Below are 16180 nucleotides of genomic sequence, written 5' to 3' on the forward strand. Positions count from 1 at the left end.
TCCGGCGGCGCGTGTGCGGCTCACCGTATCAGCCATGCATGCGGTACGGACTTTTGTCCGCCGGATGCCGCCGTGGATGGTGCGAGTTGTCGTCATGGCCTGTCGTGTAGTGCCCGGCTTCGCGCCAAAAAGCGGAACGTCCGCCGGGAAATGGGTTTTGCGACGCTTAGGACGTCGCGTTGATCAAATGGCCGCCTGGTTACCGGCGCTGTATCCAACGAACCGACCGGGGCGACCGGCACAAAGTCAGAGATCCTTGACGCCGCCCGGGCGGGCTTAACGTCAAAGCGCATTTCCAGAGCGGCGCCGATACCCATGCGCTCGCTCCAAGCAGATGCGATCCGTGCGCGTTTGATTACCTGTGAACGCAGAGCTTTCTATTCTGCAGCAGGCCGATCAAGCCACGCCGGCGCTTACCGAGTTATCCCACAATGGGTGTGTCTTCAGCGCCACCGAATATGGTGAAAGTCTACGAGGTCGTTCCCAGGCTGGCAAGTGATATAAAAGGGGAGCCGGAACACGCCCTCGCTTATGGGCTAATACTTATATCGTCTCTGAAAACAAAGCCTTAACACACCGGGGGTTCAAAGGTGGCGTCGAGGCATCGGGGTAATGAGGGCATGGCGAGGTTCTCAGAACATCTGTGGAACGCGCGGTTCTTACCTGCTATCGTGCTGGGCTTGATGCTCGCATTGGGAGTTGGCCGTGCGCAAGCGCTGCCGGACCGGGGTGTCGAGGCTACGGCCGTGCGACTGTTCGACGACGGCAAGGCGACCACCTTCGAGCTTACGATCAGCAAAGGTCTGACGGCGCAAGTCTATACCCTCGCGAATCCTTATCGGGTGGTTCTGGACCTTCCCGACATGACGTTCCATCTTGATGCGGCTGCCGGCAAAAAGGGGCGCGGCGTCATCTCTGCATTCCGCTACGGGCTTTTCGCGGAGCACAAGGCGCGGGTTGTTCTTGATACCACGGGCCCAGTCAGGATTGCCTCGGCCGGCATGACGCGTGTTCCCGGAAGCAAGGCCCTGAAGCTTGCCGTCGTTCTGGTTCCGATGGATGCCGCCGCTTTCGGCGGGGGAACCGGCGCGACGCTCGCTGCCGCGTCGCCGTCCGATCTCGGTTCCGACATGGCGCCGCCCGAGAGCGCCGACCGCAAACACAAGGATAATGCCAAGCCGGTCATCGTCATCGATCCCGGCCATGGCGGCATCGATCCAGGCGCGCTCGGGGCCAACAATGTGGCGGAGAAATGGGTCGTTCTTGCGGTCGCGCTGCAACTCAAGGCGGCGTTAGCCAAGACCCGGCGCTACGACGTCAGGATGACGCGAACAGACGATGTTTTCGTTTCACTCGACAGGAGGCTGAAGTTTTCCGCTGAAAATGACGCGGATCTATTCATTTCACTGCATGCCGATTCAATCGAGGAAAAAAGCATCGCGGATTCGATCCGCGGCGCGACGATCTACACGCTATCGGACAAAGCCTCCGACGAGCAGGCGCGTCTCATGGCCGACAAGGAAAACGCGTCCGACCTGATCGCCGGTGTCGGATCGATGAATCAGGAGGGTGGGGAGGAGGTCAAAAACATCCTGATCGACCTCCTGAAACGCGAAACCTCGAATTTCTCGGCCGATTTCTCTCATGTCCTGGCCAAAAAGCTGGGACAGGCGATCACAATGTCTCGCATCCCGCGAAAATCGGCAGCTTTCAAGGTGCTGAAGCAGACCCATGCGCCATCCGTTCTTGTCGAGCTTGGATACATGAGCAACAGTGCCGAGGAGCAGGAAATGATGACTGGCGCCTGGCAATACAAAGTGGCTGAGGCAATTACGTCGGCTGTCCAGAGCTACTTCAGCAAGCGAACCGTCGCACAGCCCTGAAGTGTGGGGCCGCCGACGACGTGCTGCCACATTCCCTGCTAATGTGCGATTGCGACGGGTTGTTTTTGCTGCGCCGCAGAAATAAACGTAGCACCGATGCTCACCGGAAGCGTAAGCCAGCGATACTAACGGAATCTGCGATTTGATGCGTGCGCCAACGCTGCCGCCCCCCGCGGCGCCCAGAAGACGGAAAAAGCGACGCAAAAGCCTGCTGCTGAGTTTTCTTGGCTTCAGCTTCGCAACATTCGTGCTTCTTTTCATTGCGGGATCGGCGGGGGCCGGCTTCCTCGTCTGGCAGGCGTCGCGCGATTTGCCCGACTATGAAAGCCTTTCGAAGTACGAGCCGCCCGTCATGACTCGCATCCATGCGCACGACGGATCGCTCATCGCCGAGTTTGCGCGCGAACGCCGGATTTTCGTTCCCATCAATACAATTCCGAAGCGCGTCATCGGCGCATTCCTGTCGGCCGAAGACCGCCGTTTCTACGATCATGGCGGTATTGACCTGCAGGGCGTCATGCGCGCCGTGTTCGCCGCGATCGAAGCGAAAATTCACGGCTCGAACAAGCGCGCCCAGGGCGCTTCCACGATCACGCAGCAGGTGGCCAAGAACTTTCTGTTGACCAACGAGCGCTCAATTGAACGCAAAATCAAAGAAGCCATTCTAGCCATCCGGATCGAGAGCGCTTATTCGAAGGATAAGATCCTCGAGCTTTACCTCAACGAAATCTATCTCGGGATGAACTCCTATGGCGTCGGTGCGGCAGCGCTGACCTACTTCAACAAGGAGTTGAAAGATCTGACGATCGAGGAATGTGCGTATCTTGCGGCGCTTCCCAAGGGCCCGAACAATTACCATCCCTTCCGCCAGAAGGCCCGAGCCACCGAGCGGCGAAACTGGATCATCGGGGAGATGGCTGAGAACGGCTACATCACCGCCGAGGAGGCTGAGGCTGCAAAACAGAAACCTTTGACCGTGAACCTCAGGCCGAGCGGCGCGCATATTTCCACTGCGGAATTCTTCGCCGAGGAAGTGCGCCGGACGCTGCTTGCGCGCTATGGCGAAGACAAACTCTATGGCGGTGGTTTGTCGGTCCGGACGACGCTCGATCCGCACCTTCAGCAACTCGCCAAAAGTGCGTTGATCGACGGGCTCGTCAAATTCGATCGCAAGCGCGGCTGGCGCGGGCCGGTCGCAAAAATCGATATTTCGGGAGACTGGGGCGTGGCTCTTGGTGCCATTCGCAGCCCTGCCGATATTCAACCGTGGCGGCTGGGCGTCGTTCTCGAAACCCAGAAAACGAAGGCAATCATCGGCTTCAAGCCGGCGCGGCAGCAGGACGCAACGCTGGTCAAGGACCGAGAGGCAGTCGAAGTCTCGCTCGATGAGATGAAGTGGGCCGCCTATCAGAAGGGCGGGAAGAAGATCGACGCCAAGTCGACGGCGGACATTCTGAAACCCGGTGACGTCGTCTACGTCGCGCCAAAGGACCCGGCCAACATTCAGGGCGCCTGGTCGCTGATGCAGATTCCCGAGGTTGGTGGCGGTCTCGTTGCGATGGATCCCTATACAGGGCGCGTGCTCGCTGTCGCCGGTGGCTTCTCTTACGATCTCAGCCAATTCGACCGGGTCATTCAAGCGAAGCGGCAACCAGGCTCGTCGTTTAAGCCGTTCGTCTACGCAGCCGCCATCGATAACGGCTACAAGCCGACGTCGATCATTCTCGATGCGCCGATCGAAATCGATCAGGGGCCAGGGCAGGATATCTGGAAGCCCGAAAACTACGATGAAAAAGACGTAACGGGTCCCGAGACGCTGAGGTTCGGAATCGAGCATTCGCGTAACCAGATGACCGTGCGGCTAGCACAAGATCTCGGCATGCCGCTCATTATCGAATACGCCAAGCGCTTCGGAATCTACGACGATATGCTGCCGGTTCTGTCGATGTCGCTCGGCGCCGGTGAGACGACGCTTCTCAGAATGGCTACCGGCTACTGCATGCTGGCAAACGGCGGCAAAGAAGTGAAGGCGACGCTGATCGACCGCATTCAGGACCGCTATGGCCGCACCATCTGGCGCCACGACGAGCGCCAATGCATGGGGTGCACGGCCGATCGCTGGGCGAACCAGCCGGAACCGGATTTGATCGATGACCGACCGCAGATCATCGATCCGCATACGGCTTATCAGATTACGTCGATCCTGGAAGGGGTCGTACAGCGGGGCACCGGCAAGGTTCTGAGATCGCTCGACCGGCCGATTGCCGGCAAGACCGGTACGACGAATGAAGAAAAGGATGCCTGGTTCATCGGCTACACCCCGACTCTCGTGGTCGGCGTGTATGTCGGCTACGACACGCCGAAGCCGATGGGCAAGGGCAATACCGGCGGCATGATCGCGGCGCCGATCTTTGGCGAATTTCTCAAGAATGCATTGGTCGATACGCCGCCGGCGCCATTTCGTGTGCCTCCGGGAATCAAATTCGTTCGCGTCGATTTGAAAACCGGCCTCAGAGCTTCGGCCGACGACCCCAACACGATCCTCGAAGCATTCAAGCCGGACGAAGAACCGGACGACGGCTATTCGATGATAGGATTTGCGAATGCGACGGCCGATGCGTCGGTGGGTGCGGGCGACAGCCCCTATCCGGGCACTCGATCGCCGCCCCCACCGCCGCCGAGCGCACGGCAAGACGGCGGCCTCGCTCCCAATGGACTGTGGTAGTGGCGCGCATTGCCGCGTGTAGGGAGCCGCGCGTTTACAGAGGTTCGCTATCTTTCTATTACCTTCGGGCTACGCTCTGTTTATTGATTCACGCCGGCCGACGGCCGGCTTTCGGAGGCCGCCCCGATGCGCGCAGAAGCGCAAAAATTATCCGACGATATCGAGGAGGCGATCGCCCTCCTGAGGAGGTCTCTTTGACTGGGAGACGGCTGAAGATCGTCTAGCCTCGCTCAATGCGAAGTCCGAAGACCCGAACCTCTGGTCCGATGCGAAGAACGCCCAGAAAGTCATGCGTCAGCGCCAGGCTCTTGAGCGCGCGGTTGGCGATTTCAAGCGTCTGCAGCGCGACTATGAAGATGCGCTCACACTTATCGAGCTCGGCGAAGCCGAGAACGACGAAGCGAGCATTGCAGAAGGCGAAGCCGCGCTGAAGCGCGTCGATATCGAAGCGCATCATCGCTCCGTCGAGGCCATGCTGTCAGGCGAAGCGGATGCGATGAGCACCTACGTCGAGGTGCACGCCGGCGCGGGCGGTACCGAGAGCCAGGATTGGGCGTCGATGCTGGCGCGCATGTACGCACGCTGGGGCGAACGTCGTGGCTACAAGGTGAAGCTTATCGACGAAAGCCCCGGTGAAGAAGCGGGCATCAAATCGGCAACGTTCGAGATCGACGGCGATAACGCTTACGGCTGGCTCAAGACAGAAGCGGGCGTGCATCGGCTCGTGCGCATCTCGCCGTTCGATTCCAATGCGCGCCGCCACACGAGCTTCGCTTCCGTGACCGTCTATCCGGTGATCGATGACACGATCGAAGTCGATGTCAATCCGGCCGATGTCGATATTTCTTTCGCGCGGTCGTCCGGCGCGGGCGGCCAGCACGTGAACCGCACCGAGTCTGCCGTTCGGTTAGTGCATAAACCGTCGGGCATCGTGATCTTCGCGCAGGAACAGCGTTCGCAGCACCAGAACAAGGATATCGCGTTCAAGCGGCTCAAGGCGCGGCTTTACGATTTGGAACTCAAGAAACGGGAAGCCAAGGCCAACGCCGAGCAGGCCGCCAAGACAGATATCGGTTGGGGCCACCAGATCCGCTCGTATGTGCTGCAACCTTATCAGCTTGTGAAGGATCTGCGCACGGGCGCGCAATCGACGAACCCGTCCGAGGTTCTCGATGGGGATATCGATCCCTTTATCGAAGCGGCACTGTCGCAGCGGCTCAAGGGCGGCGACGAGGCGGTGGTCGTCGACGATCTGGATTAGGATCGCGGGCGGGGCGCGAGCTTTGGGTCGACCCTAAAGCTCGCCCGTCAGGAATTGCGCGCGCCCCAAGCCGAACGACCAATCCTCGTCGGTGCACGACACCAAGTTGATCATGACGTCGGACGGAGCGATGCCGCAGCTTTTTTGCAGCTCTTCGACGGTCAGGCGGTAGAACTGTTCTTTCTGCTCTCGCGTGCGCGGGCGCGTCGTCACCTGGATCATGACGAATTTTTCGGTTCGCGGAATGTCGAGTCCGGTGTCTTCCATGATCATGGTCGCCGGGTCGTGCTCATGCACGATCTGATAGCGGTCGCGCTCCGGCACTTTGAAAGCCGCCAGCATCGCGCGATGGAGGGCATCGAGAAGCGTCTTCTTCTCGTCCTTGGTACGGCCTTCATAAAGATCGATGCGGAGCAGGGGCATGGGAAAAACCTTTTCGTGTGCCGGAGGCATCCTATCACGCCGGCGGCGCACGCTGGAGGTAGCCGTTTCCTACGGAATGGCAAGTCGGGGCGATCGCCGCAGTGCTGCTCGGAATTAACTAATACGGAGCAGCTACTGTCCGGGCCGGAACATCGACGGACCGCTCATCGGCGACGAATAGAAGCTGCGGCTGGGAGGTGTCGGCTTTAGCTCCCAGGGTGGTCGACCATCGTCGGTCTGGTCGGAACTCGTGCTCGACGTTACGCCGAACTGGAGGCCGCCGAGGGACTTGTTCAGATCCTGCTGATCGAGGTCCTGAAATTTTGTGGAGTCATCGGGGTTGGCGCCGCCGATGGATGTGGTCTCGAAAGCGTAGGATGCGCTCGCGATGGCCATCGCTGCCGCGAATGCCGCGCTCGCGATAAGACGATGATTGCGCATTAGCTTCTCCCGCATGCGTGTACGCGCACTTTAAACCGGCCCATACGGGTCATTCGCGGACGCATGTTGGCGCAATCTCTCTTTTTTCCAAAGTGTTGCGCATCGGTTACTTCGCTGGTTCGGCATACATCTTCGGTATGCGGGCGAGAGAACGGCTCCGGCCTGTCAATCAGCGGCAATCGTGCTAAAGCCGCGGGACTCGAAAGTTTTATGGATCTCCCGCCGCCGATGTCTCCACCCGACCGTCTGCAACTCATTACGTCCGACGGGTTTCGCGATTATGCGCTTCTCGATTGTGGTGCGGGGCGAAAGCTGGAGCGCTTCGGTGCAGTCGTCGTCGACCGGCCCGAGCCGCAGGCCCTCTGGAATCCCAGGCTGCCGAAATCGGAATGGTCGAAGGCGCACGCCGTTTTTTCCGCGTCGGGCGAGGATGATGAAAAGGGAAAGTGGCGCGTCGACAAGCCGGTGCCGGACGCATGGCCTGTGAGAATACCTTTTTCTTCGGGTGCGCCGGAACTTGCCGGTTCACCCCACCCCCGACCCCTCCGCGTCAAGGGGAGGGGAAGTGAGGGAACCGCCGTCGCAGGAATTACGATGCTCTGCAAGCTTGCGGGGCTTTGGCATCTCGGACTGTTCCCGGAGCAATATCCGCATTGGCAGTGGATGCTCGAGCGGATCGCCGCGGTCAAAGGCGAGACGCCGCGCGTTCTCAATCTTTTCGGGTATACCGGCGCCGCATCATTGATCGCCGCGAAGGCTGGGGCCGACGTCACGCACGTCGATGCATCGAAGAAAGCCATCCAGTGGGGCAAGGAAAATCAGACTGCATCCAAGCTCGATGCTGCCAAGATCCGTTGGCTGCTCGACGATGCCGCGAAGTTCGTCGCGCGCGATGTGCGTCGCGGTAAGACGTATCACGTCATCCTCGTCGATCCGCCGAAGTTCGGACGCGGGCCCGAAGGCGAAGTTTGGGATCTGTTCAAGAACCTACCCGATCTCCTTGGTGATCTTGCGAAGCTGCTGGCTCGGAAGGACGCGGCGATGGTGCTGACGGTTTATGCCATTCGCGCATCGGCGCTTGCATTCGATCAATTGATGCGGGACGCGCTGAATGGAAAGGGCGGCGCCTTCGAAAGCGGCGAACTCGCCATCCGCGCGCAGCGCGCCTCGCTTGTTCCGACCTCTCTTTACGTGCGCTGGAACGGCCAGCCATGAACGCGCCGAAGCCGATCACCAGCCTGACGAACGACCGCGTGAAGGCGATCCGCGCGCTTGAAATGCGCAAGGTACGTAAGGAAACGGGGCTATTCGTAGCGGAAGGCATCTCGCTTCTTGTCACCGCGCGAGACAACGGCTTCGTGCCGGAAACGCTCGTCTATCAGGCAGGCACGGCCGCGACTGGAATCGCACGCGGGCTCGTGACGCACGCGCTCAACGCGGGTTCGGAGGTTCTCGAAGTTTCAGAAGCCGTGCTTGCCAAGCTCGCATCGAAGGATAATCCGCAAACGGTTCTCGGCGTTTTTCGGCAACGATTTGCAGATCCGCCGGGAGCCTCGCGGGTTCGAGCCGACACAACGTGGCTGGCGCTCGAAGAAATTCGTGATCCCGGGAATCTCGGCACGATCATCAGGACGGCAGATGCCGTCGGATGCGCGGGTGTCATTCTCGTTGGGACGACGTGCGATCCTTATTCTCTCGAAACGATCCGCGCCACGATGGGCTCGATCTTCGCGGTGCCCATTGTCAAAATCGAGCGTCCAGCATTTCTGGACCTTGCGAAAGCATGGCCCGGTGACGTGATCGGAACGCATCTCGACGCGCGCGACGATTTCCGTGCATCAAGCTACAGAGGTCCGCAGTTGATCGTAATGGGCAGCGAAGGGCCGGGGCTATCGAGTGGCGCCGCCGCCGTTTGCACGAAGCTCGTTAAAATCCCGATGGCCGGAAAGCTCGATTCTCTCAATCTCGCGATTGCAACCGCGCTGGTGCTCTATCAGGTTCGCGGCCCGCAACTGAAGCTTTGATCCATGCGTATCGAATATCACCGCACGCTGATTGCCGACACCGTCCGAAACGAGGCTTTCTTTCGTGCGCTCAAGTCGGTGATCGAACCGGGCAAGACCGTCGTCGCCGATATCGGCGCGGGAACGGGGCTTCTCGGATTGATGGCATCGAACCTCGGAGCAAAAGAGGTTTTCCTGTTCGAGGCTGCCGAGGTTGCCGGCGTTGCAACGCAGGTTCTCAAGGCGAACAAAGCGAAGAGATGTCATCTCATTCCTTGCCACTCGACGGAATTCGATGACAAGCTGGCAGCCGACGTCATCGTTTCGGAAACGCTCGGCAACTATGCCCTCGAAGAAAATATCATCGCGACGCTGGTCGATGCGCGAAGCAGATTTCTGAAACCGGGCGGGGCCGTCATTCCATCGCGCATAGAGCAGTACGTTGCGCCGGTCGTTACGCCGCGTATCGATCAAGAGCTTCGCGCGTGGGAACGTATCGGTCATGGTCTCGATCTCGGGCCTGCGCAAACGATGACGCTGAACAACGCCTATGTGCGTCTTCTGAAACGCTCCGAGCTTCTCGATGATGGGGCTAGCGCTACCCTTTGGGATTCGATCGATCTTGCGCGTGAAACGCGAGCGAAGCGAAAGGGGCAGGCCGAATGGCCTCTCGCGAAACCGGCGACCATCTACGGGTTTGCGGTGTGGTGGACGGCGGGGCTGCGTCCCGGCATTTCGCTTTCGACGGCTCCGTCGGCGCCGCGCACGCATTGGGAACAACTCTATTTTCCGTTGGCGACGCCGATCGAAGCCAAATCGCACGATCAAGTCGGCATCGAACTCCGCTCCAATTCATCGGAAGAAGCCGGAACGCACCTCGCTTGGACGGCGATCCACAGGAATGCGCAAGGCACTGTGCTCAAACGGCAAGCACATGACCTCGATAAAGGCTATCTGCCTTGAGAAGAGAGCTTGACGCCCCCAGTTATTCGAGGTTTGCAGCACGACCACTTTGGAGGGAACACACATCATGATGGTGCTCATCGTCGGTCTGATCCTGTTTCTTGGTGTTCATCTGGTGCCCACCTCGCCGGAGCTTCGCGACGGGCTCAAGGAGCGGATCGGAGAGGTGCCTTACAAGATCATCTTTTCCCTGCTCTCGCTGATCGGCCTGGTCGTCATCGTGCTCGGCTACCACAAGCTGCAGCTCCATCCTGGAAAAAATCCCATTCTCTGGGAGCCGCCGGTCTGGACGCGGCATATTGCAGTGGCACTGATGTTGCCGGCGATGATCCTGCTCGTTGCGTCGGTCATCCCGTCGCGCATCCGGACGGCGGTGCGCCACCCGATGCTCATCGCCATCAAGACGTGGGCGTTCGCGCATCTCATTGCGAACGGCGACCTCGGAGCGCTTTTGCTGTTCGGATCTTTCCTCGCTTTCGCGGTTTATGACCGCGTCTCCGTGAAGAGGCGTGGTGCACAGGGACCGCTTGGGAATGCCGTTCCGTCGAGTTCGATCAACGATGTTATCGTCGTCGTTCTTGGCGTTGCACTTTACGCGGCATTGCTGCTCGGAGGCCATCAGTGGCTGATGGGCGTGTCGCCGATGCCGGAACTCGGCTGATGTCCTCGCTTAGGCTGGAACGGAAGTCGTCGCCGGTTTTATCTTGCGGATCGCGGCCGTTACGACGATCGTGATCCAGGCGCCGATCGCGAGCAGCCATGCGACCGGGTCGATGACGTAGTCCCAGAGATTGAGACTGCGGCCGGCGCCGAGCAGGAAGCCGAGAATGCCGATGTTCAGTGCGGCGGCGATGAAAAAGTAACGCCGGTAGAGGGCGTAGGCGAGAAGCACGACGAGCAGCAGCGGCAGCACATACCCGCTGTAGCCCAGTACGTACGTATCGTAGTTCAGAAAGCCGACCGCGCCGGGGTAGAGCAGCACGCCGGCCAGAACCAGCATTGCGGTTCCGAAGCGGAACTCGCTGCCGCTGTCGAACCGGCGCCCTATCGTGGCGGTGATCGCGAAGAGCACGAGAAGCAAAAGACCGGGCGCGGAAGGTCGTTCAATCGCGGAAACGATCCATTCGAAACCCGAACGCGTCGAAATGTGCGTCAGCGCAGCAATCGCTATCGCCGCAATTCCGATAGCGGCGCGTTTGGCCGGACTTATTCGCACGACCTGGCTCAATGCCGCTGCGGCCATGAAGACCAGCAAAGCAGCGCTCGATCGATCGAGAAGGTAGTCGACAGCAGACATCATTTCTGTGCAGCCGATATTTTGAGGTTATGCTCTATCCAGGCGCTGGAGACGCGCACGTGGTTGATGGCGTGCTGCGGCGGGGGGCGCGAGAAAACGACGTCGAACTGGCCTGGCTCGGACTCGATCAGAAACGGGTATGCTACGGCATCGCCTTCGAGCCGGTCGTTCTTTTGTGCGACTGTGCCGATCCTGCGCAAGCTCGTTCCATCAAGATTGGAGAATGCAAGTTTGACGTTGGATTCGTGGTCTGGATCGTCATTGAAAGCGAGCAGAATACGCGTGTCGTCGTAACGTATCGCAGCTATGGGGCCGCCGGGGTTTGGAAGATCGATTGGCGTCGGAGGCGTCCATGTGCGTCCGGCATCGACAGTATGAGACATAAGGATACGCTGAGGACGGAAGCTGTTCAGACGACGCACGAATGCGATGGCCGTCGTCGGTCCAGTCGCAACGATGGCGGGCTGGTAGCCGACCGTGCCGCCGTTACCCATGCGCAGCTTGTCGATGACGCGTCCGTTTCGATCAAGGACGAGCATGACGGGGTATTTGCGGTTCATCTCGTGGTAGGCGGGCAGCGCGATGCGATCGCCGGAGAGGCGGATCGGCAATGACTTCGTCAGATGCGACATGTTCAGGAATGGGGAAGCGTAGAGTCGTTGCGCGGGACTCCACGTCCGGCCATTGTCGACGCTGCGGATCAACACGATCTCGCACGTCGCCCAGCCGCTGAGGCGGGAGGCTGCGAAGAACAACCAGATCTCGTTCGGGGAGCGGCGGAACGGAACGGGATTGGCGAGCGACTTGACCGTCAGTCCGATGTCACGCGTAACGGTGTTACTGTTTGTAACGACTGCTGTCGGCGACCAGTGGTCGCCGTCGAAACGTGCCGAGACGAGCTCGGCGTTGGCGGCCCCTTCGTAGACGGCACGATACCAGAACGCGAGCAGGCCAGTCGGCGTTTCGATCAGGGACGGGCCGTGAACAAAATCCTTTTCATCCGGCGGGGTGATGGTCTGGGCTTGGATTTCGAGATCGCCGCGAACGGGCGCTTGCGGCACGTCGACGACAAACGTCCAAGGCTCGATGCGGTTTGCCATCTTGTAGAGAAGGAGCGCCGCCAGCACGACCGAACAGCCAAAAGCCGCCCACGTTGCCAATGTCTTGGTTGCGTGCCGATCCACGAAATCCCATCCAATGCCCAATATCGCGGGCGGGTATATGCCTGCCCGGCCTGATGTCAACGAACGGACGCGAAGCAGCCGTCGGCTTTACCGGAGAAACCGCGGAGAATGAGCCCGAAGTGTCACTTTGTGAGCACGACGAATTCGGTCCCGCTGCCGTTCTCGTGAAGCGGCAACTCGCGGTCTGAAACAATCAGCGAGGCGCCGGGGCGCGCCCGCTCGCTAATCATGGACAAGATGTCGTCCGGTATCGTGAATGCGGCAAGCGCCGCCGTCGCCATTCGGACGCTCAGATTATCCTCCTGGGGTGACGCTGAATCGCGGCCACGGCGTTTGCGCGCGTCGTCGAGGAATGTTTTTCCCGCCGCCGGAACCTGCGCGCTGACCAATCTCCAGTCGAACGTATTGGGATCGGCGCCATAGCGCATCGCGGTGAAGACGTGGGTGCCGACAGGACCAGGAAGCGGCGTGATCGCGATCGGCGCTTCAAGCACGGGTTCGACTCCCTGGCGCACATAGATCCGCTGTGCGCGGAGGCTGACGAGGACCGAAATCGCTTTGGAGCGGAGACGTATATCCTTATTTGCATCCGCCAACTCGCGTTTTGCCGACATCAGATCGGTTTGAGCGTCGCGCAGGGCATCCGCGGCGGCATCGCGCGCGGCTTTGGCCGCCGAGAAACGAGCTTGAACTTCCGCGAAACTCCATTCGGTTTTGGCGGCGTTCGTGCGGGCGTCATCGGCGTTTTGCGTCGCCTGGAGCACGGCGTTCTCGAGACCGGCTTCGCGATTTCCTCCGTCATTCGAGGTTGGCGCGGTACCCGCGACGGCGCCGGACATGTACGTCTCGAATGCGCGGATGGCGTCCTGCTGTTTCAATTCCGCGTTCTTGACGGCGGCTCTCAGAGGTTCGGCGGCGCGTTGTGCGGCCTGAAGTTGTCCTTCGGCTTGAGCAAACTCCTTTGCGGTCTCGTCGGTCTTGGCAACTGCTGCAGTCTGCGCTGCGTCAGCCGTTTTCAAAGCCGCCTGCAGGCGCGCAATGCGCTCTTGCATCATCTGATCGGCTTCAGCGCGCGTCGTCGGGCGGCGTTGCGGATCGCGAGGCATGTCGGCGACGGCGCGTGCGAGTGCCGGCGAAATTCCGATCAGAAGCGGAAGCTCCTGCATGGCGTCGGTCGTGACTTCGTCGGGCTTGTCGTTGACGGCGACACGTGGCTGCTCCGACGTCCCGGCGTTCATCGCGGTCTTGTCGTCGAGAGGCAGCGGCTTGAAGAGCTTCGGACTATTGAACGCGATCGGTTCTGCGTCGCCCGCCGTGACGACGACGCGATTGCCGATCTTGGTCAGGCCATAAAGTGTTCTGGCGAAGCTGTGAGGCAGACGAATGCAACCATGCGACGCGCGGAAGCCCGGAACGACACCGGCATGCAACGCAATTCCAGACCATGTAATCCGTTCCATGTACGGCATTTCGGCGCCGGAATAGATGTTGCTCCGATGCTGAACGTTTTTTTCGAGAATTGAAAAGACGCCGGTCGGCGTCGCGAAGCCCGGCCGGCCGCTCGATATTCGCGATGTCGCAATCTCACCGTTCGCATCGTAGACGCGCAGTCTTTGATTTCTAAGCGATGCAATGAGGATGAGCGGGGAATCTGATCGCGGCGCGGTGAGCGTCGCCGGAGCGTTGGGTGTTTTTTGCCTGGCACTCGCAGCGGGAGCAGCGACGACAGCCAGGGCGACGGCAATTATTGCCGCAATGGCGTGGCGCTTTCCCCGACACAGCTGTTTGCTCAAGCGACGCACGCGACCCCACCTGACGCCGAACCAAACCCGTCACTGCCATGCGCGACCAAAGTGAGGATGGTCACGATTTACCGGCAGGCCCATAAACTGGTTATCAGACCGCAATTGGGAGCGGCAATGGATGTCGCACCCGGGCATGCACGCGAGGACTAATCTGTTGCATCAATTCCACGTTTTGCCACGTGAACCGCACTTGCTGTGCATAGCCTGTGGTTAATTTCACTAATCTGCTAGACTTTATCAAGCGCGTGCTCTGGCCACTCAACTTCCGTTTCCGTAAACTCCATTCAGTAAGACGCTCGCGCTAGTATGAATCGTCGATTGGCGGTTTCATCGCATTGCCGCGACGATCGGAGGCCAATGTCGATCCACTTCAAGCGCCGCCGGCTGATGGCGCCCGATATTACGGCACGCAAGGGCGGCGAGCCCATCGTGGCGTTGACGTCCTATCATGCGCACACGGCGGCGATTGCCGACAATCACTGCGATTTTCTGCTAGTCGGCGATAGTCTTGGCATGGTCATGCATGGCTATGAATCGACTGTGCCGGTGCCCCTTGAGCTTATGGTCATGCACGGCCGAGCAGTGGTCAGGGGATCGAAACGCGCGCTCGTCGTCATCGACATGCCGTTCGGGACTTACGAGGAAAGCCCGGCGATTGCGTTCCGGAATGCTGCTCGGGTGATGAAGGAGACCGACTGCGGCGGCGTCAAGCTCGAAGGCGGGCGGCGCATGGCCGAAACCGTTCGCTATCTCGTAGAGCGTGGCATCCCGGTGATGGCCCACATCGGGCTGACGCCGCAATCGGTCAACGTACTCGGCGGATTCAAAACGCAGGGCCGGACGGTCGATCAATGGGCGGCGATCGAGGAAGATGCCCGGCTCGTTTCCGAAGCCGGCGCGTTTGCGGTCGTGCTCGAAGCGATGGCGGCCCCTCTTGCCGAACGGATCACAAAGGCCATTGCGATCCCGACCATCGGGATCGGCGCCTCGCCCGGCTGCGACGGTCAAATCCTTGTCATGGAGGATATGCTCGGGCTTTCGCCGAATGTGCCGAAATTCGTGAAGAAATTCGGAGCAATCGGGGCTGCCATCGACCGCGCCATCGGAGCTTATGCCGCCGAGGTTCGCGCCCGGACTTTCCCGGCGCCCGAGCACACCTATTCGATCAAGGAGGGCGATAGCGCGACCGCTGCGCCTTCCCAGCGGGCCACGAAAAAGCCGAAGACTCCGAGCACTTAGCCGACGGGACGTCAGGGAATTCGTTGGCAACGCCGCCGAATGCGGGGGTGGGGCTTGCCCCGGGCGGCCGCTTCGCTATCTATGCCCGCCAAGTGGGATCGGCCGCGTCCGGTCCGCGTTCGACTACTGGAAACTGCCGGAGCTTAGGGACATACGATGGCCGATGAACAAGACAGCCTGCTGCGCGAAGTCGAGGAGGAAATCCGCCGCGAGCGGATGGAGAAGCTTTGGCAACGCTATAGCGGTCTGATCATGGCCGGCGCGGTGCTCATCGTGCTCGCGGTCGCCGGATACAAGTATTTGGAGACCAAGCGCATCGCTGCAGAACAAAGCGCCGGCGCGGAATACACGGCCGCCGAGACGCTGAGCGACGATAAAAAGAAGGACGAAGCCGAGGCAGCATTCAAGAAGCTCGCTGACGAGGGACCGTCCGGTTATGGCTCGCTCGCAAAGCTGCAACTTGCGGGGGCCCAGGCGAAAGACGGCAAAACGGCCGACGCCATCGCGACATACGATTCCCTGGCAAACGACTTGGGTGCCGACAATCTGTTGAAAAGCTTTGCACAACTGCAGGCGGCATCGCTTCGGATGCCGGATGCCGACTATGCAGAAATCCAGAATCGCTTGACACCACTTGCAGGTGACGATGCCCCGTTCAGCAAAAGTGCGCGCGAGCTGCTAGGCATCGCCGCGTACAAGGCCGGGAAATATGACGAGGCGCGCAAGTATCTGGAGCCGCTGCTGATCGATCCCAATGCCTCTGAAGCGCTTCAGGAGCGCGTGAAGGTGGTGATGTCGGACATTGCAGCGTCCGAGGTCGGGAGCGGCACGAAGGCGCCAGATGCGAATGCGCCGAAGGCTTCGACGAGCGGCTCGGCGGACGAAGGGAAGCCAGCCGACGCAAAACCGAGTGCCGATGCGGCGACGGGGACTGAGACGAAGAAGTAGCGGCTGGC

14 protein-coding genes are annotated in these 16180 nt (G+C 60.2%); 9 read left to right on the plus strand and 5 right to left on the minus strand.

Annotation, left to right across the window (positions count from 1 at the left end):
• Positions 1–620 precede the first annotated feature (620 nt).
• The 3 genes from HYPDE_RS04825 (at position 621) to prfB (ending at position 5869) form a co-directional block, all read left to right on the plus strand.
• The gene (locus tag HYPDE_RS04825; RefSeq protein WP_041320006.1) at positions 621–1883 is read left to right on the plus strand and encodes an N-acetylmuramoyl-L-alanine amidase; all 1263 of its coding nucleotides are present in this window, start codon (positions 621–623) and stop codon (positions 1881–1883) included.
• A gap of 145 nt (positions 1884–2028) precedes the next feature.
• Positions 2029–4608 carry a penicillin-binding protein 1A gene (locus HYPDE_RS04830; RefSeq protein ID WP_015597258.1) on the plus strand — a complete coding sequence of 860 codons (2580 nt, stop codon included), beginning with the start codon at positions 2029–2031 and terminating at the stop codon, positions 4606–4608.
• Positions 4609–4734: 126 nt separating this feature from the next.
• A protein-coding gene (gene prfB / locus HYPDE_RS04835; RefSeq protein WP_144061203.1) for a peptide chain release factor 2 occupies positions 4735–5869 on the plus strand; the annotation gives its coding sequence in 2 pieces (ribosomal slippage) (positions 4735–4803 and positions 4805–5869; 1134 coding nt in all).
• 33 nt (positions 5870–5902) lie between these two features.
• Here prfB and HYPDE_RS04840 read toward each other — a convergent pair.
• On the minus strand, positions 5903–6292 hold the full coding sequence (locus tag HYPDE_RS04840; protein WP_015597260.1) for a tautomerase family protein: 390 nt from the start codon (positions 6290–6292) through the stop codon (positions 5903–5905).
• Between the two features lie 132 nt (positions 6293–6424).
• Positions 6425–6733, minus strand: a complete 309-nt coding sequence (locus HYPDE_RS04845; RefSeq protein WP_015597261.1) for a hypothetical protein — start codon at positions 6731–6733, stop codon at positions 6425–6427.
• A gap of 210 nt (positions 6734–6943) precedes the next feature.
• On the opposite strand from HYPDE_RS04845, the gene HYPDE_RS04850 reads away from it, so the two are divergent.
• The 4 genes from HYPDE_RS04850 (at position 6944) to HYPDE_RS04865 (ending at position 10360) form a co-directional block, all read left to right on the plus strand.
• Positions 6944–7948, plus strand: coding sequence for a class I SAM-dependent methyltransferase (locus tag HYPDE_RS04850; protein WP_015597262.1), 1005 nt, complete (start codon positions 6944–6946; stop codon positions 7946–7948).
• Entirely contained in the window at positions 7945–8757 is an 813-nt protein-coding gene (locus tag HYPDE_RS04855; RefSeq protein WP_015597263.1) for a TrmH family RNA methyltransferase, read from the plus strand. Before HYPDE_RS04850 ends, HYPDE_RS04855 begins: the two co-directional genes overlap by 4 nt.
• A gap of 3 nt (positions 8758–8760) precedes the next feature.
• A complete protein-coding gene (locus HYPDE_RS04860) occupies positions 8761–9699 on the plus strand; it encodes a 50S ribosomal protein L11 methyltransferase (RefSeq protein ID WP_015597264.1) in 939 nt (312 codons plus the stop codon).
• A 67-nt stretch (positions 9700–9766) separates the two neighbouring features.
• Entirely contained in the window at positions 9767–10360 is a 594-nt protein-coding gene (locus HYPDE_RS04865) for an NnrU family protein (RefSeq protein ID WP_015597265.1), read from the plus strand.
• A gap of 9 nt (positions 10361–10369) precedes the next feature.
• On the opposite strand, the gene HYPDE_RS04870 is transcribed toward HYPDE_RS04865, so the two are convergent.
• The 3 genes from HYPDE_RS04870 to HYPDE_RS04880 all read right to left on the minus strand — a co-directional run bounded on the left by HYPDE_RS04870 (position 10370) and on the right by HYPDE_RS04880 (position 13982).
• Complete coding sequence (locus HYPDE_RS04870) at positions 10370–10999, minus strand: hypothetical protein (RefSeq protein ID WP_051111971.1); 630 nt, start codon at positions 10997–10999, stop codon at positions 10370–10372.
• Positions 10996–12180 (minus strand): exo-alpha-sialidase, encoded by a 1185-nt coding sequence (locus HYPDE_RS04875; RefSeq protein WP_144061204.1) that lies wholly within the window; start codon positions 12178–12180, stop codon positions 10996–10998. Before HYPDE_RS04875 ends, HYPDE_RS04870 begins: the two co-directional genes overlap by 4 nt.
• Before the next feature lie 122 nt (positions 12181–12302).
• On the minus strand, positions 12303–13982 hold the full coding sequence (locus HYPDE_RS04880) for a L,D-transpeptidase family protein (RefSeq protein WP_015597268.1): 1680 nt from the start codon (positions 13980–13982) through the stop codon (positions 12303–12305).
• 360 nt (positions 13983–14342) lie between these two features.
• On the opposite strand from HYPDE_RS04880, the gene panB reads away from it, so the two are divergent.
• On the plus strand, positions 14343–15224 hold the full coding sequence (gene panB, locus HYPDE_RS04885) for a 3-methyl-2-oxobutanoate hydroxymethyltransferase (protein WP_015597270.1): 882 nt from the start codon (positions 14343–14345) through the stop codon (positions 15222–15224).
• Positions 15225–15380: 156 nt separating this feature from the next.
• A complete protein-coding gene (locus tag HYPDE_RS04890; protein WP_015597271.1) occupies positions 15381–16172 on the plus strand; it encodes a tetratricopeptide repeat protein in 792 nt (263 codons plus the stop codon).
• Positions 16173–16180 lie beyond the last annotated feature (8 nt).

Source organism: Hyphomicrobium denitrificans 1NES1, assembly GCF_000230975.2.
GTDB classification, from domain to species: domain Bacteria; phylum Pseudomonadota; class Alphaproteobacteria; order Rhizobiales; family Hyphomicrobiaceae; genus Hyphomicrobium_B; species Hyphomicrobium_B denitrificans_A.

Excerpts from the sequence above, each read along its gene's own strand:
- HYPDE_RS04825 (WP_041320006.1), top strand. The coding sequence starts at position 621 with ATGGCGAGGTTCTCAGAACATCTGTGGAACGCGCGGTTCTTACCTGCT.
- HYPDE_RS04830 (WP_015597258.1), top strand. The coding sequence starts at position 2,029 with ATGCGTGCGCCAACGCTGCCGCCCCCCGCGGCGCCCAGAAGACGGAAA.
- HYPDE_RS04840 (WP_015597260.1), bottom strand. The coding sequence starts at position 6,292 with ATGCCCCTGCTCCGCATCGATCTTTATGAAGGCCGTACCAAGGACGAG.
- HYPDE_RS04845 (WP_015597261.1), bottom strand. The coding sequence starts at position 6,733 with ATGCGCAATCATCGTCTTATCGCGAGCGCGGCATTCGCGGCAGCGATG.
- HYPDE_RS04850 (WP_015597262.1), top strand. The coding sequence starts at position 6,944 with ATGGATCTCCCGCCGCCGATGTCTCCACCCGACCGTCTGCAACTCATT.
- HYPDE_RS04855 (WP_015597263.1), top strand. The coding sequence starts at position 7,945 with ATGAACGCGCCGAAGCCGATCACCAGCCTGACGAACGACCGCGTGAAG.
- HYPDE_RS04860 (WP_015597264.1), top strand. The coding sequence starts at position 8,761 with ATGCGTATCGAATATCACCGCACGCTGATTGCCGACACCGTCCGAAAC.
- HYPDE_RS04865 (WP_015597265.1), top strand. The coding sequence starts at position 9,767 with ATGATGGTGCTCATCGTCGGTCTGATCCTGTTTCTTGGTGTTCATCTG.
- HYPDE_RS04870 (WP_051111971.1), bottom strand. The coding sequence starts at position 10,999 with ATGATGTCTGCTGTCGACTACCTTCTCGATCGATCGAGCGCTGCTTTG.
- panB (WP_015597270.1), top strand. The coding sequence starts at position 14,343 with ATGTCGATCCACTTCAAGCGCCGCCGGCTGATGGCGCCCGATATTACG.
- HYPDE_RS04890 (WP_015597271.1), top strand. The coding sequence starts at position 15,381 with ATGGCCGATGAACAAGACAGCCTGCTGCGCGAAGTCGAGGAGGAAATC.